Source organism: Actinomyces sp. SKVG-SVH-4(1), from assembly GCF_048514265.1.
Classification (GTDB): Bacteria; Actinomycetota; Actinomycetes; order Actinomycetales; family Actinomycetaceae; genus Actinomyces; species Actinomyces oris.
On the sequence record NZ_JBGEVE010000001.1, the window covers coordinates 427,803 to 448,718 of the forward strand.

At 69.0% G+C, this 20,916-nt stretch carries 14 protein-coding genes and 1 riboswitch; of the genes, 12 read left to right on the top strand and 2 right to left on the bottom strand.

Translation table 11 applies throughout. From position 1 onward, the window contains the following. Window positions 1-31 precede the first annotated feature (31 nt). Window positions 32-2,065, top strand: a complete 2,034-nt coding sequence (locus tag AB7V09_RS01670; protein ID WP_419142731.1) for a BCCT family transporter — start codon at window positions 32-34, stop codon at window positions 2,063-2,065. 34 nt (window positions 2,066-2,099) lie between these two features. On the opposite strand, the gene AB7V09_RS01675 is transcribed toward AB7V09_RS01670, so the two are convergent. Next, window positions 2,100-2,366 (bottom strand): RNA-binding S4 domain-containing protein, encoded by a 267-nt coding sequence (locus tag AB7V09_RS01675; protein ID WP_020991635.1) that lies wholly within the window; start codon window positions 2,364-2,366, stop codon window positions 2,100-2,102. A gap of 186 nt (window positions 2,367-2,552) precedes the next feature. Here AB7V09_RS01675 and AB7V09_RS01680 point away from each other — a divergent pair, with 186 nt between their 5' ends. From AB7V09_RS01680 to AB7V09_RS01730, 11 genes are all read left to right on the top strand, one after another. Continuing rightward, the gene (locus AB7V09_RS01680) at window positions 2,553-5,015 is read left to right on the top strand and encodes a right-handed parallel beta-helix repeat-containing protein (protein WP_419142732.1); all 2,463 of its coding nucleotides are present in this window, start codon (window positions 2,553-2,555) and stop codon (window positions 5,013-5,015) included. Window positions 5,016-5,089: 74 nt separating this feature from the next. Continuing rightward, complete coding sequence (locus AB7V09_RS01685) at window positions 5,090-5,458, top strand: hypothetical protein (protein WP_101559696.1); 369 nt, start codon at window positions 5,090-5,092, stop codon at window positions 5,456-5,458. A gap of 62 nt (window positions 5,459-5,520) precedes the next feature. Then, a riboswitch (SAM riboswitch) is annotated at window positions 5,521-5,605 on the top strand. 4 nt (window positions 5,606-5,609) lie between these two features. Beyond that, a complete protein-coding gene (locus AB7V09_RS01690; RefSeq protein WP_419142733.1) occupies window positions 5,610-6,818 on the top strand; it encodes a methylenetetrahydrofolate reductase in 1,209 nt (402 codons plus the stop codon). Continuing rightward, the gene (gene metE, locus AB7V09_RS01695; protein ID WP_314921051.1) at window positions 6,815-9,202 is read left to right on the top strand and encodes a 5-methyltetrahydropteroyltriglutamate--homocysteine S-methyltransferase; all 2,388 of its coding nucleotides are present in this window, start codon (window positions 6,815-6,817) and stop codon (window positions 9,200-9,202) included. Before AB7V09_RS01690 ends, metE begins: the two co-directional genes overlap by 4 nt. A gap of 93 nt (window positions 9,203-9,295) precedes the next feature. After that, on the top strand, window positions 9,296-10,636 hold the full coding sequence (gene hisD, locus AB7V09_RS01700; RefSeq protein ID WP_271288086.1) for a histidinol dehydrogenase: 1,341 nt from the start codon (window positions 9,296-9,298) through the stop codon (window positions 10,634-10,636). Window positions 10,637-11,016: 380 nt separating this feature from the next. Beyond that, a complete protein-coding gene (locus tag AB7V09_RS01705) occupies window positions 11,017-11,265 on the top strand; it encodes a hypothetical protein (protein ID WP_419142734.1) in 249 nt (82 codons plus the stop codon). Continuing rightward, window positions 11,265-12,845, top strand: coding sequence for a glycosyltransferase (locus AB7V09_RS01710; RefSeq protein WP_419142780.1), 1,581 nt, complete (start codon window positions 11,265-11,267; stop codon window positions 12,843-12,845). The genes AB7V09_RS01705 and AB7V09_RS01710 overlap by 1 nt, the downstream gene beginning before the upstream one ends. Then, window positions 12,842-13,555, top strand: coding sequence for a hypothetical protein (locus AB7V09_RS01715; protein WP_009406401.1), 714 nt, complete (start codon window positions 12,842-12,844; stop codon window positions 13,553-13,555). Before AB7V09_RS01710 ends, AB7V09_RS01715 begins: the two co-directional genes overlap by 4 nt. A gap of 84 nt (window positions 13,556-13,639) precedes the next feature. After that, window positions 13,640-14,842: a non-hydrolyzing UDP-N-acetylglucosamine 2-epimerase gene (gene wecB / locus AB7V09_RS01720; RefSeq protein ID WP_419142781.1), complete on the top strand. Its 1,203-nt coding sequence runs from the start codon at window positions 13,640-13,642 to the stop codon at window positions 14,840-14,842. After that, entirely contained in the window at window positions 14,839-16,794 is a 1,956-nt protein-coding gene (locus AB7V09_RS01725; RefSeq protein WP_419142735.1) for a DUF2334 domain-containing protein, read from the top strand. The genes wecB and AB7V09_RS01725 overlap by 4 nt, the downstream gene beginning before the upstream one ends. A gap of 94 nt (window positions 16,795-16,888) precedes the next feature. After that, entirely contained in the window at window positions 16,889-18,382 is a 1,494-nt protein-coding gene (locus tag AB7V09_RS01730) for a hypothetical protein (protein WP_003786237.1), read from the top strand. Window positions 18,383-18,431: 49 nt separating this feature from the next. On the opposite strand, the gene AB7V09_RS01735 is transcribed toward AB7V09_RS01730, so the two are convergent. Further along, the gene (locus AB7V09_RS01735) at window positions 18,432-20,741 is read right to left on the bottom strand and encodes a RecQ family ATP-dependent DNA helicase (protein WP_419142736.1); all 2,310 of its coding nucleotides are present in this window, start codon (window positions 20,739-20,741) and stop codon (window positions 18,432-18,434) included. Window positions 20,742-20,916 lie beyond the last annotated feature (175 nt).

Below are 20,916 nucleotides of genomic sequence, written 5' to 3' on the forward strand. Positions count from 1 at the left end.
TCGGTGACTGTATTGTCTATGAGGTAATTTGATGAGTGACGAGGATTTCAACCCTCCAACGTTGACGCAGCAAGAGGAGCGGGACGCCGGCCCGCAGGAAGGGCAGGCAGGGGAGGTCCTCCAGGGTGCGGCGGCCGCGACGCCGGCCTTCCAGACCTCCCCGGCAACCGTGAAACGCCGCCAGCGTCACCTGCTCGACCGCCTGAGGAGATCGGTCTCCCGCCAGCCCCACGACGTCGGTGAGGGAATGGACAAGGTGGTCTTCGGCGTCGCCGCGGCCGCGACCATCGCCTTCGTCGTGTGGGGCTTCATCTCTCCGCACGGTCTGGGGAGGGCCTCCAAGTGGGCCCTGGGGGGAACGATCAGCAACTTCGGTTGGCTGTTCGTTCTGTCCTCGACCCTGTTCGTCGTCTTCGTCGTCTTCGTGGCGGCCTCCCGGTTCGGCAAGATCCCCCTGGGTGGGGACGGAGAGGAGCCCGAGTACTCCACTGGCTCCTGGGTCTCCATGATGTTCGCCACGGGAATGGGTATCGGACTGATTTTTTACGGGGTCGGTGAGCCGCTCTACTTCTACATGTCGCCCCCGCCGGAAACGGTCGACCCTCAGACCGCCCAGGCCGCCAGTACCGCCCTGGGCACGGCCATGTTCCACTGGACCATCTACCCGTGGGCGATGTACGCCCTGGTGGGGCTCGGGATGGCCTACGGAACCTACCGGCTGGGACGCTCCCAGCTCTTCTCGGCCATGTTCACCTCCCTGTTCGGGCGCCAGGCCATCGACGGGATCGGCGGGCGCATCATCAACATCCTGGCGATCGTCGCCACCCTGTTCGGGTCGGCCTGCTCCCTGGGGCTGGGGGCCCTGCAGATCGGCGGGGGCATGGTGTCGACCAACCTCGTCACCAAGTCCACCCCCGCGATGATGGTCGGCATCATCGCGATCCTGACGGCCTGCTTCGTGGCCTCCGCGATCTCCGGCATTGAGAAGGGCATCCAGTGGCTGTCGAACATCAACATGGTGCTGGCTGTGCTGCTGGCGATCATCGTCTTCATCGGCGGACCCACCCTGTTCATCCTCAACATCATCCCCTCGGCGATCGGCAACTTCATCGATGAGCTGCCCGCCATGGCCTCGCGCACGGCGGCTGTGGGCAATCAGGACATGGCCCAGTGGCTGTCCTCCTGGACGATCTTCTACTGGGCCTGGTGGATCTCCTGGACACCCTTCGTGGGAATGTTCATCGCCCGCATCTCGCGCGGCCGCACCATCCGGCAGTTCGTCACCGGGGTCATGCTCGTCCCCTCGGTCGTCTCCCTCATCTGGTTCGCCATCTTCGGCGGCGGCGCCATCGGGCTCCAGGAACGCGCCGAGCGCGCCGGCCAGGCGGCGCACGCCCTCGTCCATCTCAAGGCCGATGGCACGCCCGACCTGAACTTCGACACAGTCCTGTTCGACCTGCTCAACGCCATGCCCGTGCACAAGGTGGTCCTCATCGTCCTCATGGTGCTGGCAGTCGTCCTGGTGGCGATCTTCTTCGTCACCGGTGCCGACTCGGCCTCCATCGTCATGGGAGGGCTCTCGGAGAACGGTGCAACCGATCCGAGCCGCTTCACGGTCGTCTTCTGGGGCGTGTCCACAGGCGGCGTTGCCTCAGCCATGCTGCTCGCCGGTGGGGACGATCCGCGTGAGGTCCTCACCGGTCTGCGGGACATCACGATCGTCTCGGCGCTGCCCTTCGTCTTCGTGATGCTGCTGCTGTGCGTCTCGCTCTACAAGGATCTCAACAACGACCCCATGCTGCTGCGGCACTCGCTGGCCAACCAGGTCCTGGTCGACTCGGTCACCACCGCGGTCACGACGGCCAACGAGCCGCATGAGGTCGAGACCATCGAGCTGCACACCAGCCTGTCATCGACCACTGACGGCGACGACGCAGACGACGCAGACGGTGAGGGCTGCCAGGACGGCACCGACGAGGCTGCGCAGGACCCGAGTGCCGACATCCGCGCCGTCGACGGCGCCGAGGACGCACCGACGGGATCGGAGCGGAGGCCGGAGGGCTAAGTCGGCCGACTGCTCCTGGTGCTGGGGTCCGGGCTCATTGCCCGGGCCCCAGCTGCTCGACGGCGGCGCCGACCTGACCTGCGGGGTGATCGACGACGACGACGTCTCCACCGGCCAGGTGGTGCCCGCGACGCGTCTCCACGACGCCGTTGACAGTGACGTCTCCGGACTGGATGGCGATGCGCGCCTGTGCGCCGTCCTCCACCAGGCCCGCCAGCTTGAGGAACTGGCCGAGCCGGATGCTTCCGGACACTGAGATGAGTGGGTACCGGGATGGGCGCTGAGATGTTGCGTGCGTCATAGGTGGATCCTCGCAGACAGGGCACGAGACGCGCACGTCGGAGCAGGTAGCGCCCCGGCAGAGCGGTCGGCGACGAGGCGAGTGAGAGAAGCGTCTCTCAGAAGTATGCGGATATAACGGATGCCAAACAAAATTTATCACGGTAGGGTAACGGCGTTCTGATAACACTACGGAGACGGAGACACCATGAAGCGTCGAATCGTCGCCCAGATGGCGATACTCGCTCTATCGCTGTCGGCGCCTGTTCTGGCCGTGACTCATGCACCACAAGCCGCCGCCGCCGACGGCAACATCATTCATGTCTCGGCCGAGGGAGGCTCGGACGCGGGAGACGGAACCGCTGCCAAGCCCCTTCAGACCATTGGAGCCGCCCTGAAGAAGGCCGGCGGCGGAGACACTATCGAGCTGGCCAACGGCACCTACCGTGAGGGCGAGCTCGCCGTCGACAAGGGCGTGACCATCAAGGCGGCCGAGGGTGCCAAGCCGGTCCTCACCGGTGCCGAGGTCCCCAAGAGCTGGAGTGCCGGCGGTGATGGGAAGTGGTCCACCGGCAAGGACATGGTCCGCTTCTGCACGGTCTGCACCATCAATGCCGACCCCGCCAAGGAGGGGATCGCCGCCCACCCCGAGCAGGTGTTCGTGGACGGTAAGCCCCTGACCCAGGTGCTCAGCCGCGCCGAGGTCACCGAGTCCACCTTCTACGTGGACGACCCCGACCCGGTCACCCTGAAGAACCCGAAGAACAACCAGGCCGGCTACAACGTCAAGCCGCACCGGGGCACCTCCTACGTCATCGGTGTCGACCCCAACCAGCACCAGGTCGAGGTGGTCCAGCACTCCCGCGCCCTGTCCTTCAACACCGACAACATCACCCTGTCGGGGCTGACGGTGGAGAAGTACTCCGCGGTGCAGCGCTGGGACTACGAGGACCCCGAGATCGGCACCATCTCCGGTGGCGGAATGGTCGTGGCCGCTCACGGCGCTCCTCGCATTGAGAACTCCACCTTCCGCTACTCCTCGACGGCCGGTGCGCTGCAGGTCATCGACTCGACCAACGCGGTCGTGTCGAACAACCTGTTCGAGAACAACGGCTCCAACGCCTTCGGCATCAACGACTCCAGCGGTGCCAAGGTGGAGAACAACATGTGGAGGAACAACAACACCTCCGGCTTCATCACGAAGGACTGCGGCGCCTACTGCACCCTGGCCGACACCAAGATCACCCACTCCAAGAACATCCGCTTCGCCAACAACACCGTGGACTACTCGGCCACCGGCACGGACATCTCCGACCCCTCGGCCTATGACCAGAACCGGGCCGCGGGAGTCTGGTTCGACGAGGGCGTGATCGACTCCGAGATCGTTGGCAACTACTTCGTCAACGTCCCGGTGGCGATCTTCAACGAGGTCTCCTCCAACAACCTCATCGCCTCCAACATCGTGGCCGGGGCCGGCATCGGTATCCACGTCTCCGGGTCCAACGACACCCGCGTGTGGAACAACACCGTCTCCCATGCGCTCACCAGCCTGTGGATCCAGGAGGACACCCGTTCCGACGGCTGCAACGCCCGCAACGCCCAGGGTGTGTGCACCCAGGTGCAGAAGTGGAGCGCCGAGCACGGACTGAGCTGGGACACCACCAACACCAAGGTGATGAACAACATCTTCTCCTCCGAGCAGACCACCCCCATGCCCGGGGACCCGTGGCGCTACTCGGCCATGGTCCAGGTCCTGGGTGGGGCCAACCAGGATGGCTCCGGCGCGGTGTACGCCAATGAGATGGTCTCCAGCATCGACTACGACGTCTACTACCGCCACGAGAACCCCCAGACCCTGTCGACCACGGTCCTGTGGAACTGGGGCGCCGACCGCATGAACCAGTCGGTCAACGCCGAGAAGCTCTCGGACTTCACGGCCAGCTCGAGCGTCAAGGCCGAGGGCAAGGAGTCCAACGGTCTGGACCTGCACGGCTCCCCGGAGAACAACCCGTTCTTCGTCAAGGAGTCCGCCAACCCGATGGACAAGACCTCGGACTTCCACCTCAAGGAGGGAAGCCCCGCCTCCGGTAACGGTCACGCCCTGCCCGAGGACATCGCCAAGACCCTCGGCGTCAACGCCAACGTCCCCGTGGACCGCGGTGCGCTGGTCAACGTCGCCTGGGGCGGCGGCGCCGTTCCCGGTGCCGGGGACGCCCCCGCTGACAACGCCAACAACGGTGGCAAGGCTGCCGACAATGGCGACAAGGCCGCCAACAACAACGGCGGCAACGGCGGCAACGCCAATAACGGTGACAAGGCCGCCGACAACGGCGACAAGGCCGCCAACAACGGCGACAAGGCCAACAACGGTGGCAAGGCCGACAACAACGGCTCGACCGTCACCGACGGGGCCGCCGGTACCGACGGCAAGGACGCACAGGGCGCCAACCCCTCCAACTCCAAGGCGGGGGCCGGTCAGAAGAACTCCGGAATCGCCAAGCCCGGCGGCAACGCTCAGGGCGGTCAGGGCCAGGCCGCTGCGGCTGCAGCGGCTACCGGTGATAGCCGTCTTCCGCTCACCGGTGCCAGCATGACCGGCATCGTCCTCGCGGTGGCCGCCATCGCCCTGGGCGGCGGATTCATCCTGGTGCGCCGTCGTATGGCCGGCTGATCGCTGCTGGCCTCGGGGTGCGGCGCAGCGAGAACGAGCTTGTGAAGAGCCCGGACAACCCGGATCATCACACCGTGACTGAGTCGCTCGCCATCACCGTCGGTGACTACTTCCCCGTGGGGGACAGAATGCGCCGACTCACCCCGAGGCTGGCTGAGGCCACCAACGCAGCACGCTCCGTCCTGATAGAGGTCGCACAGCACCGTGAGGTCATCACCTACGGCGAGCTCAGCGACTCGATCGGACGGAGCGTGCTGCCACGTCATATGGGGCCGTTGCTCTCCATGATCGCCCATGACTGCGCTGCTCGAGGCGAACCGAGCCTGGCCTCCCTGGTGGTCTCGGCGGCCACTGGAGAGGTCGGCACCGGGGACTCGAGCTGGGCCCCGCCGCAGCGGCTCGCCTGCTGGGCACGATGGGGTGAGAAGTGGGCCAACGGCTGAGCATCGGTTCTCGGTATGTGGGACGGCGGCGGGGCTGGGAAACAGTCGTGGTTTGATACGCTCGACCATCCAGAGCGGCCGAGAGACCTGGTTCCATGACGCCGCAGCAACCCGGTACGCGGGTGCTTCAGCCAGGATCGATGGAGACGACGTGCACGACAACGAGCCCACCGGGCCCACCGCCGCGGCCGGCAGTCGCGGCGAGGCCTTGAGCAGCGCCGAGACCGGAACCGCTCGGCGACTGCCCACCGTCAGCCTGGAGCTGTTCCCCCCTCGACCGGGTAAGGCAGCCTCGGCCACCTGGGGCCGCATTGACCGGCTCCTGGCCACCGGGCCCGACTTCGTCTCGGTGACCTACCGGCCGACCTTCGTCACTGACCCTGCCGGCGGGGTCACTGGCGGCGGACGCCAGGGGAGCGCGCATGAGCCCGAGGCGGGCCCGTGCGAGGCCCCCCGCGTGCGCGCGGTCCAGGAGCAGACCAACCCCTCCGAGTGCGTGCTCGCCCACGTGCTGGACTCCAGCACCATCCCCCTCATGGCTCACCTGACCTGTATCGGCTATCGCAAGCAGGAGGCCGTCGACATCGTCACTCGCTTCCTGCGCATGGGAGTACGGCGCTTCCTCGCCCTGCGCGGCGACCCGCCAGCCGGCACCCGGGCCGAGGATGTCGCCGGGGAACTGCGCCACGCCGACGACCTCGTCCGGGTCATCCGGGAGGTCGAGGCCGACTTCTTCGGTGACGGCAGGCGCCACGTCACGATCGCCGTGGCCGCCTACCCGGCCACCAACGACCACATCGAGGCCATTGAGGTCCTGGCCGCCAAGCAGGCCGCCGGGGCCGACATGGCGATCACCCAGGTGTTCTACGACGCGGCCGACTATGTGGCGCTGACCAACGCGGCCTCCTACGCGGGGGTGAGCATCCCGATCCTTCCCGGCGTGATCCCACTGACCGACCTGCGTCGGCTCACCCGTCTTGAGGCGCTCACCGGGGTGCGCGTGCCCGCCGGCCTGCGATCCTCGCTGGGATCGGCCAGCGGCGCCACCCTCGTGGAGCGCGGCATCGGCGCGACGCTCGACCTGGCAACCGCGCTGCTGCGCGCCGGCGCCCCCGGTCTGCACCTGTACACCTTCAACCGCACCCGACCGGCCCTCGACGTCATCAGCCACCTGCGTCTGGGCGGCATCCTGGCCGGAGCCGCGCCCGATCGGGAGGTGCGCGACGCCGTCGATCGCGGATACCTCCAGGCCACACCCGGCCGAGGCCCTTCTTTCCTGCGCCGTGGCTCTGCCCGCGCAACAGTGTCTTCCCACCACCCCGTTCAGCCCCTCACCACCATCACCAAGGAGAATGCATGAGCGCCACCCCTGAGTCGGTCGCCCCCGCCTCGCCGGCTGAGATCGCCGTGACCGAGTCACAGGTCCCCTCCGCCCCCCTTCCGGGGGCCACCATCCTGGGATACCCCCGCATCGGAAGGGACCGTGAGCTCAAACGCGCCGTGGAGTCCTTCTGGAAGGGGAACCTGAGCGTCGAGGAGCTCAAGCACGCCGCTGCCGAGCTGCGCGGGGCGACCCGCTCGCGCCTGACGGACCTGGGGCTGACTCAGCCCGCCTCGGTGCCGGCGGACTTCACCCTGTACGACCAGGTTCTTCAGGTGACCGCCACCCTGGGCGCCGCGCCCGCCCGTTTCCGCGACCTGCTGAACGCCGACGGCGCCCTCGATGTCGAGGGCTACTTCACCCTGGCCCGTGGTGAGGGCGCCCGTCCCGCCATGGAGATGACCAAGTGGCTGGACTCCAACTACCACTACCTGGTCCCCGAGATCGACGCCTCCACCCCCATCGACTACGTCGACACCGCCATCGCCGACCAGGTCCGCGAGGCCAAGGCCTCCGGGACCGAGGTCCGCCCCGTCGTCGTGGGCCCGGTGAGCTACCTGCTCATGGCCAAGCCCTCCGACGAGGCAGCCGAGGACTTCCACCCCCTGGACCGCCTCAGCGACGTGCTGCACGCCTACGGCCACCTCCTCATGGACCTGCACGAGGCCGGCGCCACCTGGGTCCAGCTCGATGAGCCCGCCCTGGTCTCCGACTCCTGGAACGTGGAGCGCCAGCGCGTCCTCGACGCCGTGCGTGACGCCTACACCTGGCTGGGCGCCATCGTGGAGCGCCCCCAGATCCTGGTGGCCGGAACCTACGGCTCCCTGGGCGACGCCCTGCCCGTGCTCGCTCAGACCCCGATCGAGGCCGTGGGCCTGGACCTCGTGGCCGGCGCCCTGCCCGAGGCCGGAGACCTGGCCGCCCTGGAGGGCAAGACCGTCGTCGCCGGCGTCGTCTCGGGCCGCAACATCTGGCGCACCGACCTGAACCGGGCCATGGACGTGCTCGAGCAGCTGCGCGAGCGCCTTCCCGAGGGCACTCCCATCACCGTGGCGACCTCCACCTCCTTGCAGCACGTGCCCCACGACGTCGAGCGCGAGACCGCCATCGACCCGGAGATCCGCTCCTGGCTGGCCTTCGCCGACCAGAAGGTCGGGGAGGTCATCACTCTGGCCAAGGGCCTGGAGCAGGGGCGTGACGCCATCGCCGCTGAGCTGTCTCAGGACGCCGACCTGCGCAAGCAGCGCGCCGCCCACCCCGGCGTGCACCGCGACGAGGTCCGCGCCGCCGTCGGCGCCGTCACGGACGCCGACCGCACCCGCGCCCCCTACGGTGAGCGCAAGGCGGCCCAGGACGAGCGCCTCGGCCTGCCGGAGCTTCCCACCACCACCATCGGCTCCTTCCCGCAGACCGCCGAGATCCGTAAGGCCCGCGCCGCCTGGCGCAAGGGCGAGATCGACGACGCCGCCTACGACGCCGCCATGCGCGCCGAGATCGCCAGCGTCGTCGCCCTTCAGGAGCGCCTCGGCCTGGACGTCCTGGTCCACGGTGAGGCCGAGCGCAACGACATGGTCCAGTACTTCGCCGAGCTGCTCGACGGCTTCGTGACCACTGAGCACGGCTGGGTCCAGTCCTACGGCTCGCGCTGCACCCGTCCCTCCATCTTGTGGGGTGACGTCGCCCGCCCCGAGCCCATGACGGTGACCTGGTCGGCCTACGCCCAGTCCCTGACCGACAAGCCCCTCAAGGGCATGCTCACCGGCCCGGTGACGATCATGGCCTGGTCCTTCGTACGCGACGACATCCCGCGCGCCCAGGTCGCCGACCAGCTGGGCCTGGCCCTGCGCGCGGAGGTGGCGGACCTCGAGGCCGCCGGCATCGGCGTCATCCAGGTCGACGAGCCCGCCATCCGCGAGACCCTGCCGCTGCGGCGCGCCGACCGTCCCGCCTACCTGGAGTGGTCCGTCGGCTCCTTCCGCCTGGCCACCGGAGGGGCGGCTCCTGCCACCCAGATCCACACCCACCTGTGCTACTCGGAGTTCGACGTCGTCATCGATGCGGTCGACCACCTGGACGCCGACGTGACCTCCATCGAGGCCTCCCGCTCGCGCATGGACATTCTGCCCGCGGTGGCCGAGCACGGCTTCGAGCGTCAGCTCGGCCCGGGCGTGTGGGACATCCACTCCCCGCGCGTGCCCAGCCAGGCCGAGTGCACCGAGCTGCTCCAGCGGGCCGTCGACGCCCTGGGCGCCGAGAAGGTCTGGGTCAACCCCGACTGCGGTCTCAAGACCCGCGGCTACACCGAGACCGAGGCGAGCCTGACCAGCCTGGTCGGTGCCGCGCGCGCCGTGCGCGAGGCCTGATGAGTCTCTGACTCGACTGCAGGCGCCTGAGGCGGCCCGGGAGACAACGTGCTCTCCCGGGCCGCCTTGTGCATGGCCGGTAGGCTTACGGTCATGCTCACCCGCACCGATCTGCGCAGTACCCGACTCTCCGCACGCCAGCTGGCACAGGCCCTGCCCCGGGCCGCCCTTGACGTCACCGCCGCCCAGGCCGCCGTGGCTCCACTGATCGAGGACGTCCGCCGTCGAGGAGCGGCCGCACTGCGCGACGCCGCGGAGCGATTCGACGGCGTGCGACCCGTTCACCTGCGTGTGCCCGTTGCTGCCATCACCCAGGCGCTCGACGACCTGGACCCCGCGGTGCGCGAGGCCCTTGAGCTGTCCATCGCCCACAACCGGGCCGGGCACGCCGCCCAGGTGCCCGCTGAGCGCAGCACGGAGGTGGTCCCCGGAGGCACCATCACCCAGCGCTGGATCCCCGTGGAGCGGGTGGGGCTCTACGTTCCCGGAGGACTGGCGGTCTACCCCTCCAGCGTGGTGATGAACGCGGTGGCCGCCCAGGTCGCCGGCGTCGAACAGATCGCTTTGGCCAGCCCGCCTCAGGCCGAGTTCGCGGGTCTGCCTCACCCCACGATCCTGGCGGCGTGCGCGCTGCTGGGGATCACCGAGGTCTACGCCGTCGGCGGCGCCCAGGCCATCGCGATGCTCGCCTACGGCGCCGACGCCCAGGACGACACCGACCGTGCGGACGCCGGGGGAGAGGTCCTGTGTCGGGGCGTGGACGTCATCACCGGTCCCGGCAACGTCTACGTGGCGGCCGCCAAGCGAGCTGTCATGGGGACGGTCGGCATCGATGCCGAGGCAGGACCCACCGAGATTGCCGTCCTGGCCGACGCCGGGGCCGACCCCGAGTACGTGGCCGCCGACCTGCTCTCCCAGGCGGAGCACGATCCCAATGCCGGCAGCGTCCTCATCACCGACTCCCCGCAGCTGGCGGACGCCGTCGATGCGGCTCTTGAGCGCAGACTGAGCGCGACCCGGCACCGGGAGCGGGCATCGACCGCATTGAGGGGTCCGCAGTCGGGAACCGTCCTGGTGCGTGACCTCGCCCAGGCCATCGAGGTCGCCAACGCCTACGCGGCCGAGCACCTGGAGATCCACGTCTCCGACGCCCCTGGGGTCGCGCGTCGGATCCGCAATGCCGGAGCCATCTTCGTCGGGCCGTACAGCCCGGTGCCCCTGGGGGACTACCTGGCCGGCTCCAACCACGTCCTGCCCACCGGGGGCACCGCCCGGTTCGCGGCCGGGCTGAGCGTGATGGCCTTCCTTAAACCGGTCCAGCTCATCGAGTACAGCGCGAGCGCCCTGGAGTCCATGACGCCGGCGCTGGAGGTCCTGGCGAGCTGCGAGGATCTGCCCGCCCACGGGGAGGCGGCCCGTGCCCGAAGGCAGTGAAAAAGCCTGCTGAGCAGGCCGATTGAGATCATCCTGTGACCTTCTAGTGACCGTGCTCTGCCGCGTCAGGGGACGGCGCTGGAGCGAGGCGCGGATTCGTTGGCGATTCAACTGGCGGAATCCTGCCGTTTCCCGCTCTTGTGAGCCACCTCCAAGAGGGCGGTTATTGCATGGTCGAATAACACAGTGTTGCAAAGCGTTACTCTATTGTTATATTTGGTGGTGACGCACGGTGCGCCGTGCCCGACGGGCTGAGTTCCCACATCCCGTCATCCCCGGGCGCGCCGCACCGAGGCGTTGGTTGCCGACCTGGCCTGCTCGCGCATGCGGTGATGACGGTCGGCGCCGGCCCTACCCCTTGGATCCAGATGGATGGCCTCATGCACTACTCCCCATTCGCCGCCGGAACCGGACTGTTCGTCGTGTGGTATGTCGCCCCGGCAGGTTCCCTTCCCGCTCTCGTCGCTCGTTTCCTCATTGACTGCGCCGGCCTGGTGTTCGTCGCCATCCTGGCCTTCTTCCTGCTGACCAACCTCTATGGCGCGGCCCGCGCCCTGATCCCGCACTCCAGGCGCTCCGCCGGGCGTCACGCACTGCAGCGCAGCGGCCTGATGAGTCTGCGGGCGTGATGGTGACGCAGACCCCGTTGCTGCCCATGAGCTTCGATTCCTCGAGCCCCCTGGGAGTCCTCGACCGCATCGGTTGGTGGGGAGCCCTGGGGATGATCGCAGTCGCCCTGGCCTACACCTTCTTCATGCTCATCGCCTCGCGCGGGGCCCCACGGCACGGTGGTCCCTCGCATCCGGATGCGCCGCTGCTCGTCGTCATCCTCATGCCCTGCCTCAACGAGGCGGCGGTCATCGGCGCCAGCGTCCGGCGGCTCACCTCCATCCCGGACCCCGGCCTGCGCATCATGGTCATCGACGACGGCTCCGACGACGACACCGCCCAGGTGGCCGCCCAGGCCGGCGACGAGCGCGTCGAGGTGGTTCGCCGTCGTCCTCCCCATGCCCGCCTGGGCAAGGGGGAGGCCCTCAACGACGCGCTGTCGATCGTGCGCTCCCGGTGTACCACGGTGTCCTCCTCGCGAGTCGTCGTAGGAGTCATGGACGCCGATGGCAGGCTCGACCCCCACGCCATCGGGGAGGTGCGCAAGGCCTTCGCCCCGCAGGAGGTCGGTGCTGTCCAGATGGGGGTGCGCATCAACAACCGCTTCGGCTCCCTGCTCGCCCGCATGCAGGACATGGAGTTCGTCATCTTCACCGAGGTCTTCCAGCGAGGCCGGCGCCGGGTCCGCAGCGTCGGCATGGGGGGCAACGCCCAGTTCGTCCGCCTCAGTGCACTCGACGCCTTGGGGCCCCGGCCCTGGACCCGGTCGCTGACCGAGGACTTCGACCTGGGCATCCGGCTCAACGCCACCAGCTGGACCAACGAGTTCTGGCCCGCGGCCTCCGTTCACCAGCAGGGCGTGACCAACATGCGCCGCCTCCTGCGTCAGCGCACCCGCTGGTTCCAGGGAAACCTCCAGGCGCTGCACCTGCTGCGCTCCGTGGCCCGCGAGCAGCGCGGCCTGGGGCGGGCCGACACGCTCTGGCAGATCCTCACGCCCTACCTGCTCCTGACCGGTTCCCTGCTGACCCTGTCCTTCCTCATCACCATGGTGACCGCCGGTGTGGCCGCGGTCCTGAGGTGGGAGCAGTCATGGGCGTGGCTCGTGGGGGCCTATGTCATCGCCTTCGGGCCGGCGCTCATCTACGCCTGGATCTACTGGCGCATCGAGCGCAGTGAGGGCCTGAGCCTGCTCAAGTCCGTGGGCTACGCGCACCTGTTCGTCCTTTACGGCCTCCTTCCCAGCCTCTACGGCTGGCGAGCAGTCGCCCGGGAGCTGACCGGACGCACCGGGTGGGCCAAGACCGCGCGGGAGGCGGAACCGGGGCAAGGAGCGCAGGGCGCGCCGAGCGCACCTAGCGCACCGGTGGCCGGCTCCAACGGATCGGCAGCCATGGGCTCACCGGTACCGAGCAAGCAGCGCCCGCCCAGCGGGCCGGAGAGGGTGCACCCCCTCGCGGCCCCCCAGGCCGCGGGTCCGGGCAGAACCGTTCCGGCCACCCCGACCGTGCCGACCCGCCCCGTGCTCAACCCCACCGCCGTGATCGTGCGCCGACCCCGTCCGACATCCAGCAGCCTGACCAATGAGGAGATGAGATGACAGCTGCCAACGCACCTCAGCACGCAGGAGCCGTCGACGGCTCTCGTCGCGGCAGGATCCTGCGTCGCGCCCTCCTGACGGTCTGCGTCCTGGCACTGGTTCTAGGAGTCACCGTGTACTGCCACGCCCGAGAGACCGACGCACCGGACTGCTCCCAGTGGGAGATCATCTTCGACGGTTACGGCGAGGCCTCGTGCTCCGACGGCCTGCTGCGCCTCAAGCCGACGTCGGCCGACTCCCATGACACGACTCACGCCGGTCTGGCCACCTCCACCTCGGTCGAGATCGAGGCGGGAGGCGTCCAGACCATCCACACCACGATGACCACTGTCAGGCAGCTGCGTGAGGACGGCGATCCCAACGCCTGGGAGGTCGCCTGGCTCCTGTGGAACTACACCGACAACAACCACTTCTACGCCCTGGCCCTCAAGCCCAACGGCTGGGAGGTCTCCAAGCAGGACACCGCATACCCCGGGTACCAACGATTCCTGTCATCGGGCAACACACCCGTCTACCCACCCGGGAAGAGCCACGACGTCACCGTCACCATTGATACGACCAAGCCCTCAGAGGCGACCTTCACCATCACCGTGGACGGGCAGGAGCTCGGAACCGTCACCGACAAGCAGTCCCCCTACCGCTCCGGCAAGGTGGCGGCCTACTGCGAGGACTCCGACGTCACCTTCACCCCGATCATCGAGGACCAGTAAGGCATGCCCGCCTCTACGGCGCCGGACTCGACCACCACTGAGGCCCAGCTCATCCCACTCCCGACACACGACCAGGAGAACCCCATGACCACCGACCCCACACCAACGGGCGGCCCCCTGAGGGTCATGCTCGTCTACGGCACCCGCCCGGAGGCGATCAAGCTCGCGCCTCTGGTGGCCGCCATGCGCGACGACGAGCGTTTCAACCCGATCGTCGTCGTCACCGGACAGCACCGCGAGATGCTCGACCAGGTGCACGAGTTCTTCGGAATCGTGCCCGACGACGACCTCGACATCCACTCGCCGGGGCAGACCCTCACCCAGATCACCAACCGCTGCCTGCAAGGGGTGGGGCAGGCCATTGAGGCCCACCGGCCCGACGCCGTCGTCGTCCAGGGGGACACCACCTCCGCCTTCGCCGCCGCGCTGGCGGCCTTTTACCACGAGGTCCCAGTCCTCCACGTCGAGGCAGGCCTGCGCACCGGGGACATCTCCTCACCCTTCCCCGAGGAGGCCAACCGGCGGCTCATCAGCCAGGTGACCGCCCTGCACCTGTGTCCCACCACCACCAGCCGGGACAACCTGCTGCGCGAGAACACCGACCCGCAGACCGTCAGCGTCACGGGTAACACGGTCATCGACGCGCTCCTGGTCGCCGTCGACCGCCGGGTCCCGCCACCGGACGAGGAGCTGGCTGCAGCACTGAAGGACGCCTCCCGGCGAGTCGTGCTCGTCACCGCCCACCGCCGTGAGTCCTGGGGCGAGCCGATGCGGGCCATTGGCCGCGCCGTCGCGCGCCTGGCCGACAAGCACCCCGAGGTGCTCTTCGTGCTGCCGGTCCACCGTAACCCCAAGGTTCGCGAGGACCTCCTGCCGCAGATTGAGGGCCACGCCAACGTCATCTGGTGCGACCCGCTGGAGTACGGCGCCTTCTGTGCACTCATCGACCGCTGCGACGTCGTGCTCACCGACTCCGGCGGCGTCCAGGAGGAGGCGCCCGCGCTGTCCAAGCCCGTCCTGGTCATGCGGGACAACACCGAGCGTCCCGAGGCGGTCGCCTTCGGGGTCGCCGAGCTGGTCGGGACCGACGAGGAGCGCATTGTCGAGAGAGTCTCCACCCTGCTGACCGACGAGGCGGCCTACACAGCCATGGCCCAGGCCGCCAACCCCTACGGCGACGGACACGCGTGCAAGCGCATCCTGGCCGCCACCGCAGCCCTGTTCGGCCGCGGTGTCCCCCTTCCCGAGTTTGAACCGGTTCCCACCTCATCGAAGGAGCGTTCATGATCCCCCCGACCCTTATGACCGCACGACGCCGCCGCTGTGCACTGGCCGCCATCGCGGTGTGCCTGGGCAGCTCCATCGCCGCAGTCGGCCCCGCTCAGGCCGCACCCGCCGCCGGCGCGCAGGTGCCGGCCGCGATCCAGGCCGCCGCGGCCAAACCCGCAGGTGGGGCCCAGGCCAATGACGCCGACCCGGCCAAGAACCCGCTTCCGGCTCCGCCCGAGCCGGCCGCCGCGGCCAAGAAGGAGCTCCCCCTCAAGGGCGACAAGCAGGCCGACGTGGATCTCAACAAGCCCGCGCCCGCCGCAGGACAGGTCAAGATCCGCGACCTGAAGCAGAACGCGCCCGAGGTTCCTGTCGGAGCGGTGAGCTTCTCCAACCAGGAGGCGGGGCCGGCATCGACCCTGGTCCTGTTCGACACCACCGGTGACTACGCCAAGCTGGGGGAGTACTACGCCCTGAGCATGGGCACCCTGGCCAGCCACTCCGGGACCGTGACGACCCTCCCGGTCAAGGACTACGTCGCCGGCCTGGCCGGTCGCTTCACCAACGTGGTCTACATCGGCTCCACCTACGACGAGCCCCTGCCGCGGGCCTTCATCGATGACGCCCTGACCGGCAACGTCCCCGTCATGTGGTCCGGCTTCAACATCTGGCAGCTGGCCAAGACCGACGCCGACCGCGCCGCCTTCACCCAGCGCTACGGCTGGGACGCGGCCACCTCCTACATCGACTCCACTGACCGGGTCACCAAGATCAGCTACAACGGCGCCTCCTTGAAGCGCAGTGAGCTCAACTCCGGCGGGATCATCGCTCCGCACATCGTCCGGGACAAGGACGTCAAGGTCCTGGGGCGCGCCGAGTGCTCCAAGCCCGACGGCGCGGCCACCGCCTGCGCCTCCGTCGCCCAGTCCGGCACCACCTCCTTCCCCTGGGCGGTCAGCTCCTCGGGAATGACTTTCATCGGCGAGATCCCCCTGACCTACCTGGGCGAGCAGGACCGCTACATCGCAGCCGCCGACATCCTCCTGGACTTCCTCCAGCCCGGTGCCCAGCAGTTCCGTCAGGCCGCTGTGCGCCTGGAGGATGTGACCCCGGACAGCGACCCCGAGGAGCTGCAGGCGATCGTCGACTACCTCCACAGTCAGAACGTGCCCTTCCAGATGGCGGTGGTGCCCAAGTACATCGACCCCAAGGGCACTGAGAACAACGGGACGCCCAAGGAGCTCACCCTGGAGGACGCCCCGGAGCTGGTGGAGGTCCTGCAGGACGCGGTGAACAAGGGCGGAACGATCGTTCAGCACGGCACCACCCACCAGTTCGGGACCCTGGACAACCCTTACAACGCCGTCTCCGCCGACGACTTCGAGTTCATCCGCTCGTGGTGCTCGGCCACCAACGACACCAAGGCCCCACCCGTCGACTGCCAGGACAAGTCCTTCGTGCAGATCGGCGGCACCCTGCCGGGTACCTCCCAGGAGTGGGCTTCCGAGCGCGTGGACCAGGGGCGCCAGATCTTCGGCGAGGTCGGCCTGCCGACTCCGGAGATCTTCGAGACCCCGCACTACTCGGCCACCCGTGAGGCCTACTACGGCATCGGCGAGCACTACCCGGTGCGCTACGAGCGCGAGCTCCTCTACGCCGGCACCCTGACCAACACCCAGGCCGGTCCCCACGACTACTACGGGCAGTTCTTCCCCTACGCGGTCAACGACCCCTACGGGACCCACGTCCTGCCCGAGAACCTGGGCAACTTCGAGCCCAACGAGATCAACCAGCACCCGCCGCGCCTGGCTCAGGAGGTCATCGACGCGGCCAAGCTCAACCTGGTCAACACTCACGCCACCGCCAGCTTCTTCTTCCACCCCTACTACCCGCTGGCCGAGCTGAAGAAGATCGTCGCCGGTATCAAGGCCGAGGGGTACACCTTCGTGCCGGCCTCGGAGCTGAGATGACCGCGGCGCAGGCTGTGAGACTCAGCAGTCGCCGAATCACGGAAATAGGGCCGTTCGGTCGAAATCTCTTTCAGAAGACTGGGATACTGCTTCCATGACAATCGAGACCAACCGCAGAAGGGTGCTGGCGCTCCTGGGCACCGGGATTCTGGGAGCGTCAGTGTCCTCCTGCGGGCACGCGAACGTGACTCCGACGGCCATGGGGGACGGGGCGACCACCCATGTGAGCCTTCACGTCAGTGATGCGCAGGGCGGTGCCCTCAACCTCGAGGCGCTGCGACGCATTCAGTCCAACGGCAAGGGCGAGGTCGGCTATGACGACGCGCTGCTGGATGCCAAGACCCTGGAGGTCATCGCCGTCGGCCCCCTCTACCAGGATGAGGGTGGTGCCATTGGCATCGATGTGCCTGCCGGGCGTGAGTGCACGCTGACCCTGTCGTGGCCGACCAGTCACGGGTACTCGGCACTCATGGCGGATCTGCCGGCCTCCGGGGAGCACGATCTCCTGGAGCTGGCGGCCCGAACCCTCCACGGTCGGCAGGCCGAGCGCCTCGCGCAGGCCACTGCGAAGGGCTTCAAGGGCGCTGACGAGGCGGAAAAGCTGCGGGCCTCCGCCCAGCAGTCCCTGGATGCCTGTGCCAAGGCCCAGTCATGGACGGAGCGGGGCCGCCTGGCGAACTCCGCCCTGGAGTCGGCTGCCGGGGCCCAGCTCTCCCTGGACCGGGCGCTGTCCGCTCAGGCGCCGCAGGACGCCGTGATCGGGGTGACCTTCACCCGGGTGCCCACCTCCGCCGAGATCGCTGCCGCACTGGCCCCCAGCGGACCGGGGGGCGGCAAGCGGAAGGTCTCAGCCCGCCTCGTCATCGGCGACCCCAATGACGCCGAGGAAATGACCGGTTGGCGCAACACGGTGGAGGCCCTGCACGCGCAGGGCGGCCAGGCCCTGGTCCAGATCTGCGACTCCCACGACCTGGCCGCCCTGACCGACTCCGCCTGGGACACGCGGGTCGACACCCTTATCAAGGCGCTTCCCAACGTCGACGCCTGGGAGATCGGCAACGAGATCGGTGGGGACTGGCTGGGCACCGGGCCGGTGGCCAAGGCCCAGCGAGCGGCCAAGGCCGTGCGCGAGCGCACCAGCGCCACGACGGTGCTCACCCTGTACTACCAGCTCGGGCAGGCGGACCCGACCTACTCCCTGTTCAGCTATGCAGCCAGGGAGCTCCCCGCGTCGATCAGGGAGCTGATCGACGTCGTGGGACTGTCCGTCTACCCCCAGCTCCATCCGCTCGGAACAGCTGCCGACCGGGTTCTCAGCACCCTGGAGGCCGCCTTCTCCTCCTCCCGGATCGCCGTGACCGAGCTCGGGTACGGGGGAGCGGACCTCAACGCCGGTCCCTGGTGGTTCGGCTCGGCCTCCGACCCCGTGGCGGCCCGCACCGCCGTCGCCGAGCACGTCACCGGCGCGGCACTGGGGCGCTCCGACGCCTGGGGAGCCCCCTTCTGGTGGTACTACCTCGAGGATCAGGTCGGAACCCCCGGAGGCCAGGTGGCTCCCGCACTGGCCGCCGTCTCCACGGGTTTCTAGGACGCCGGTGCCGGTGGGCGCTGCCTGCTCAGGCAGTGCCCACCGGCACCTACCTCTGCGCCAGCACGAAGGGGTGGACCGCCGCCGCCCCCGCCTCGCGCAGGAGGAAGGCGGCCGTCGTGAGCGTCCAGCCGGAGTCGCTCCAGTCGTCCACGAGGACCACAGTGCGCTCGCGCAGCTCGTCAAGGGCCCGGGCCGACCAGCCCTGGAGCGTCAGGCTGCGGGCCACCTGCGCCAGGCGAAATGCAGAGCCCACATCGTGCTGCGGTGGTTCCTGACCGGACAGGCCCACGACGCCCAAGGCCCGTGCGCCCAGCCGCGCGGCCACGGCGTGCCCCAGCCGGCGGACCATGCGGGGGCGGGTACGGGAGTCCACGACGACGACGGCCGGCTCTCCGCCCGGCGGCCCGTCGGAGCCGGCGGCCTCCTGCTCGTCGCGGATGATCTCAGCGAGCCGGTCCACCGCCTCAAGCACCTGTGGCCTGAGCGCCACCGGGACCTCGCCGTCGAAGGCGCAGGCCACCAGCTCGCGCAGCACCACCGAGGTCCCCAACCCATCCAGCCTGCCCACCGCCAGCCCGGTCGCCGCCTGACGGTCGGCCCCGATACGACCCTTGAAACGGCCCAGGCCCAGCCGATCCATCCCGATGGGCCACTGGCGGCGTGCCCGCAGCTCGACCCCCACCCTCCCGAGCGCCTCTTGAGCGGCACCGACCTGCTCCTGGTCAGGGGCGTCAGGCAGGTCCAGGCCCCCGCACAGGTCACAGGCTCCGCAGCGCCATCCCTGCTCAAGCAAGGGATCATCGAGCACCGACCTCAGAAAGGCCATCCGGCACGACACGGTTGTCCGCCCAGGGCCGGTATCGGTCCCGAGGCGCTCATAGGCGACCATCGCCTCCTGCTCGGCCCGGCGCGCGGCCTCGACTCGCGCATAACGCTGCGCGTCATAGCGCCAGGGCCTGCCGGTGGACTCCCAGCCGCCACGAACCCGGCGCACGGCGCCGTCGACATCGAGGACCTTGAGCATGGACTCCAGCCGGCTGCGCCGCAACGAGGTCGCCGTCTCCAGCACCGCCGTCGACATCGCCCCACCGCCCGCGGCCCTGCGCTCCTCCAGAGCATCGAGGACCACGCGAACCTGCTCCTCGGGCGGGAAACCCTGCGAGCCGAACCACTCCCAGATGGCCCGGTCCTCCTGGCCGGGCAGCAGGACCACCTCGGCCCGCTCCACTCCGCGGCCGGCGCGCCCCACCTGCTGGTAGTAGCTCACCGGCGAGGAAGGAGCCCCCAGGTGCACCACGAAGGCCAGATCCGGCTTGTCGAAGCCCATGCCCAGGGCGGAGGTGGCCACCAGCGCCCTGACCCGGTTGGCCTTGAGATCCTCCTCCAGGCGCTCGCGCTCGGCGGCGTCGGTCTGCCCCGTGTAGGCGGCCACCTCCACGCCCGCCGCACGCAGGTGCTCAGCGACCTCCTGCGCCGCCGAGACCGTCAGGCAGTAGATGATGCCGCTGCCGTGAGCGCGGCGGATATAGGCGGTCAGCCAGGCCAGGCGTGAGGCGGCATCCGGCAGCATCCTGACTCCCAGGTGGAGGGAGCCGCGCTCCAGGGTCCCCCGCAGCACCAGGACCTGCTCGCCGCACGCCCCGTCTGCCTCCAGGGACGCCCCCAGCTGCTCAGCGATGTCGGCGCTGACCCGGCGGTTCGCGGTCGCTGTCGTGGCCAGGACCGGGGTGCGCGGCGGCAGACCGGCCAGCAGGGTGGCGATGCGCCGGTAGTCAGGGCGGAAGTCGTGGCCCCAGTCCGAGATGCAGTGGGCCTCGTCGATGACCACCAGTGCGGCGCCCGCAGCCAGGTGGGGGAGGACCTCATCACGGAAGACCGGGTTGTTGAGACGCTCCGGGGAGACCAGCAGGACATCGACCTCACCACCGGCCACCTGGGCCTGAATCTCCTCCCACTGGGTGACATTGGCCGAGTTCATGGTCACGGCCCGGATCCCGGCGCGCTCGGCGGCGGCGACCTGGTCGCGCATGAGGGCCAGCAACGGCGAGATGATGACGCTCGCCCCGGTACCGGTGCGTGCACCGGGGGATGGCGGTGGGGTCCCGGGCCGCCAGCCTCCCCAGCCCTCTCGCAGCAGCACCGTCGCCACGAAGTACACCGCCGACTTCCCCCACCCGGTGCGCTGGACCACCAGGGCTCGGCGACGAGCGACGACCAGCGCCTCGATCGCCCGCCACTGGTCCTCACGCAGGTGCGCGTCGCTGCGGCCCACGAGCTCGCGCAGGACGGCCTCGGCGCGCTCGCGAACAGGGTTGCCCGTCTCTGGGGAGCCCGATGCCATGGTCGTCTGAGACATGCCGCAACGCTAACGCCGTCCGCTGACTTCCACTGCCGGCTACCGATTCCACTGACGTCCATCGACGTGTCTGGGCGGCTGCGGCCGTCGATACAGGTTCCGGGACTGGTTGCGGCCAGACACCGTTCGAAGAGTGACACATAACATACAGGTACCAGTCGTAACCCCTTGACCA

What these genes read in the sequence shown, in the direction of transcription:
- AB7V09_RS01670 (WP_419142731.1), top strand. Translation starts at nt 32, where the DNA reads ATGAGTGACGAGGATTTCAACCCTCCAACGTTGACGCAGCAAGAGGAG.
- AB7V09_RS01675 (WP_020991635.1), bottom strand. Translation starts at nt 2,366, where the DNA reads ATGACGCACGCAACATCTCAGCGCCCATCCCGGTACCCACTCATCTCA.
- AB7V09_RS01680 (WP_419142732.1), top strand. Translation starts at nt 2,553, where the DNA reads ATGAAGCGTCGAATCGTCGCCCAGATGGCGATACTCGCTCTATCGCTG.
- metE (WP_314921051.1), top strand. Translation starts at nt 6,815, where the DNA reads ATGAGCGCCACCCCTGAGTCGGTCGCCCCCGCCTCGCCGGCTGAGATC.
- hisD (WP_271288086.1), top strand. Translation starts at nt 9,296, where the DNA reads ATGCTCACCCGCACCGATCTGCGCAGTACCCGACTCTCCGCACGCCAG.
- AB7V09_RS01705 (WP_419142734.1), top strand. Translation starts at nt 11,017, where the DNA reads ATGCACTACTCCCCATTCGCCGCCGGAACCGGACTGTTCGTCGTGTGG.
- AB7V09_RS01710 (WP_419142780.1), top strand. Translation starts at nt 11,265, where the DNA reads ATGGTGACGCAGACCCCGTTGCTGCCCATGAGCTTCGATTCCTCGAGC.
- AB7V09_RS01715 (WP_009406401.1), top strand. Translation starts at nt 12,842, where the DNA reads ATGACAGCTGCCAACGCACCTCAGCACGCAGGAGCCGTCGACGGCTCT.
- wecB (WP_419142781.1), top strand. Translation starts at nt 13,640, where the DNA reads ATGACCACCGACCCCACACCAACGGGCGGCCCCCTGAGGGTCATGCTC.
- AB7V09_RS01725 (WP_419142735.1), top strand. Translation starts at nt 14,839, where the DNA reads ATGATCCCCCCGACCCTTATGACCGCACGACGCCGCCGCTGTGCACTG.
- AB7V09_RS01730 (WP_003786237.1), top strand. Translation starts at nt 16,889, where the DNA reads ATGACAATCGAGACCAACCGCAGAAGGGTGCTGGCGCTCCTGGGCACC.
- AB7V09_RS01735 (WP_419142736.1), bottom strand. Translation starts at nt 20,741, where the DNA reads ATGTCTCAGACGACCATGGCATCGGGCTCCCCAGAGACGGGCAACCCT.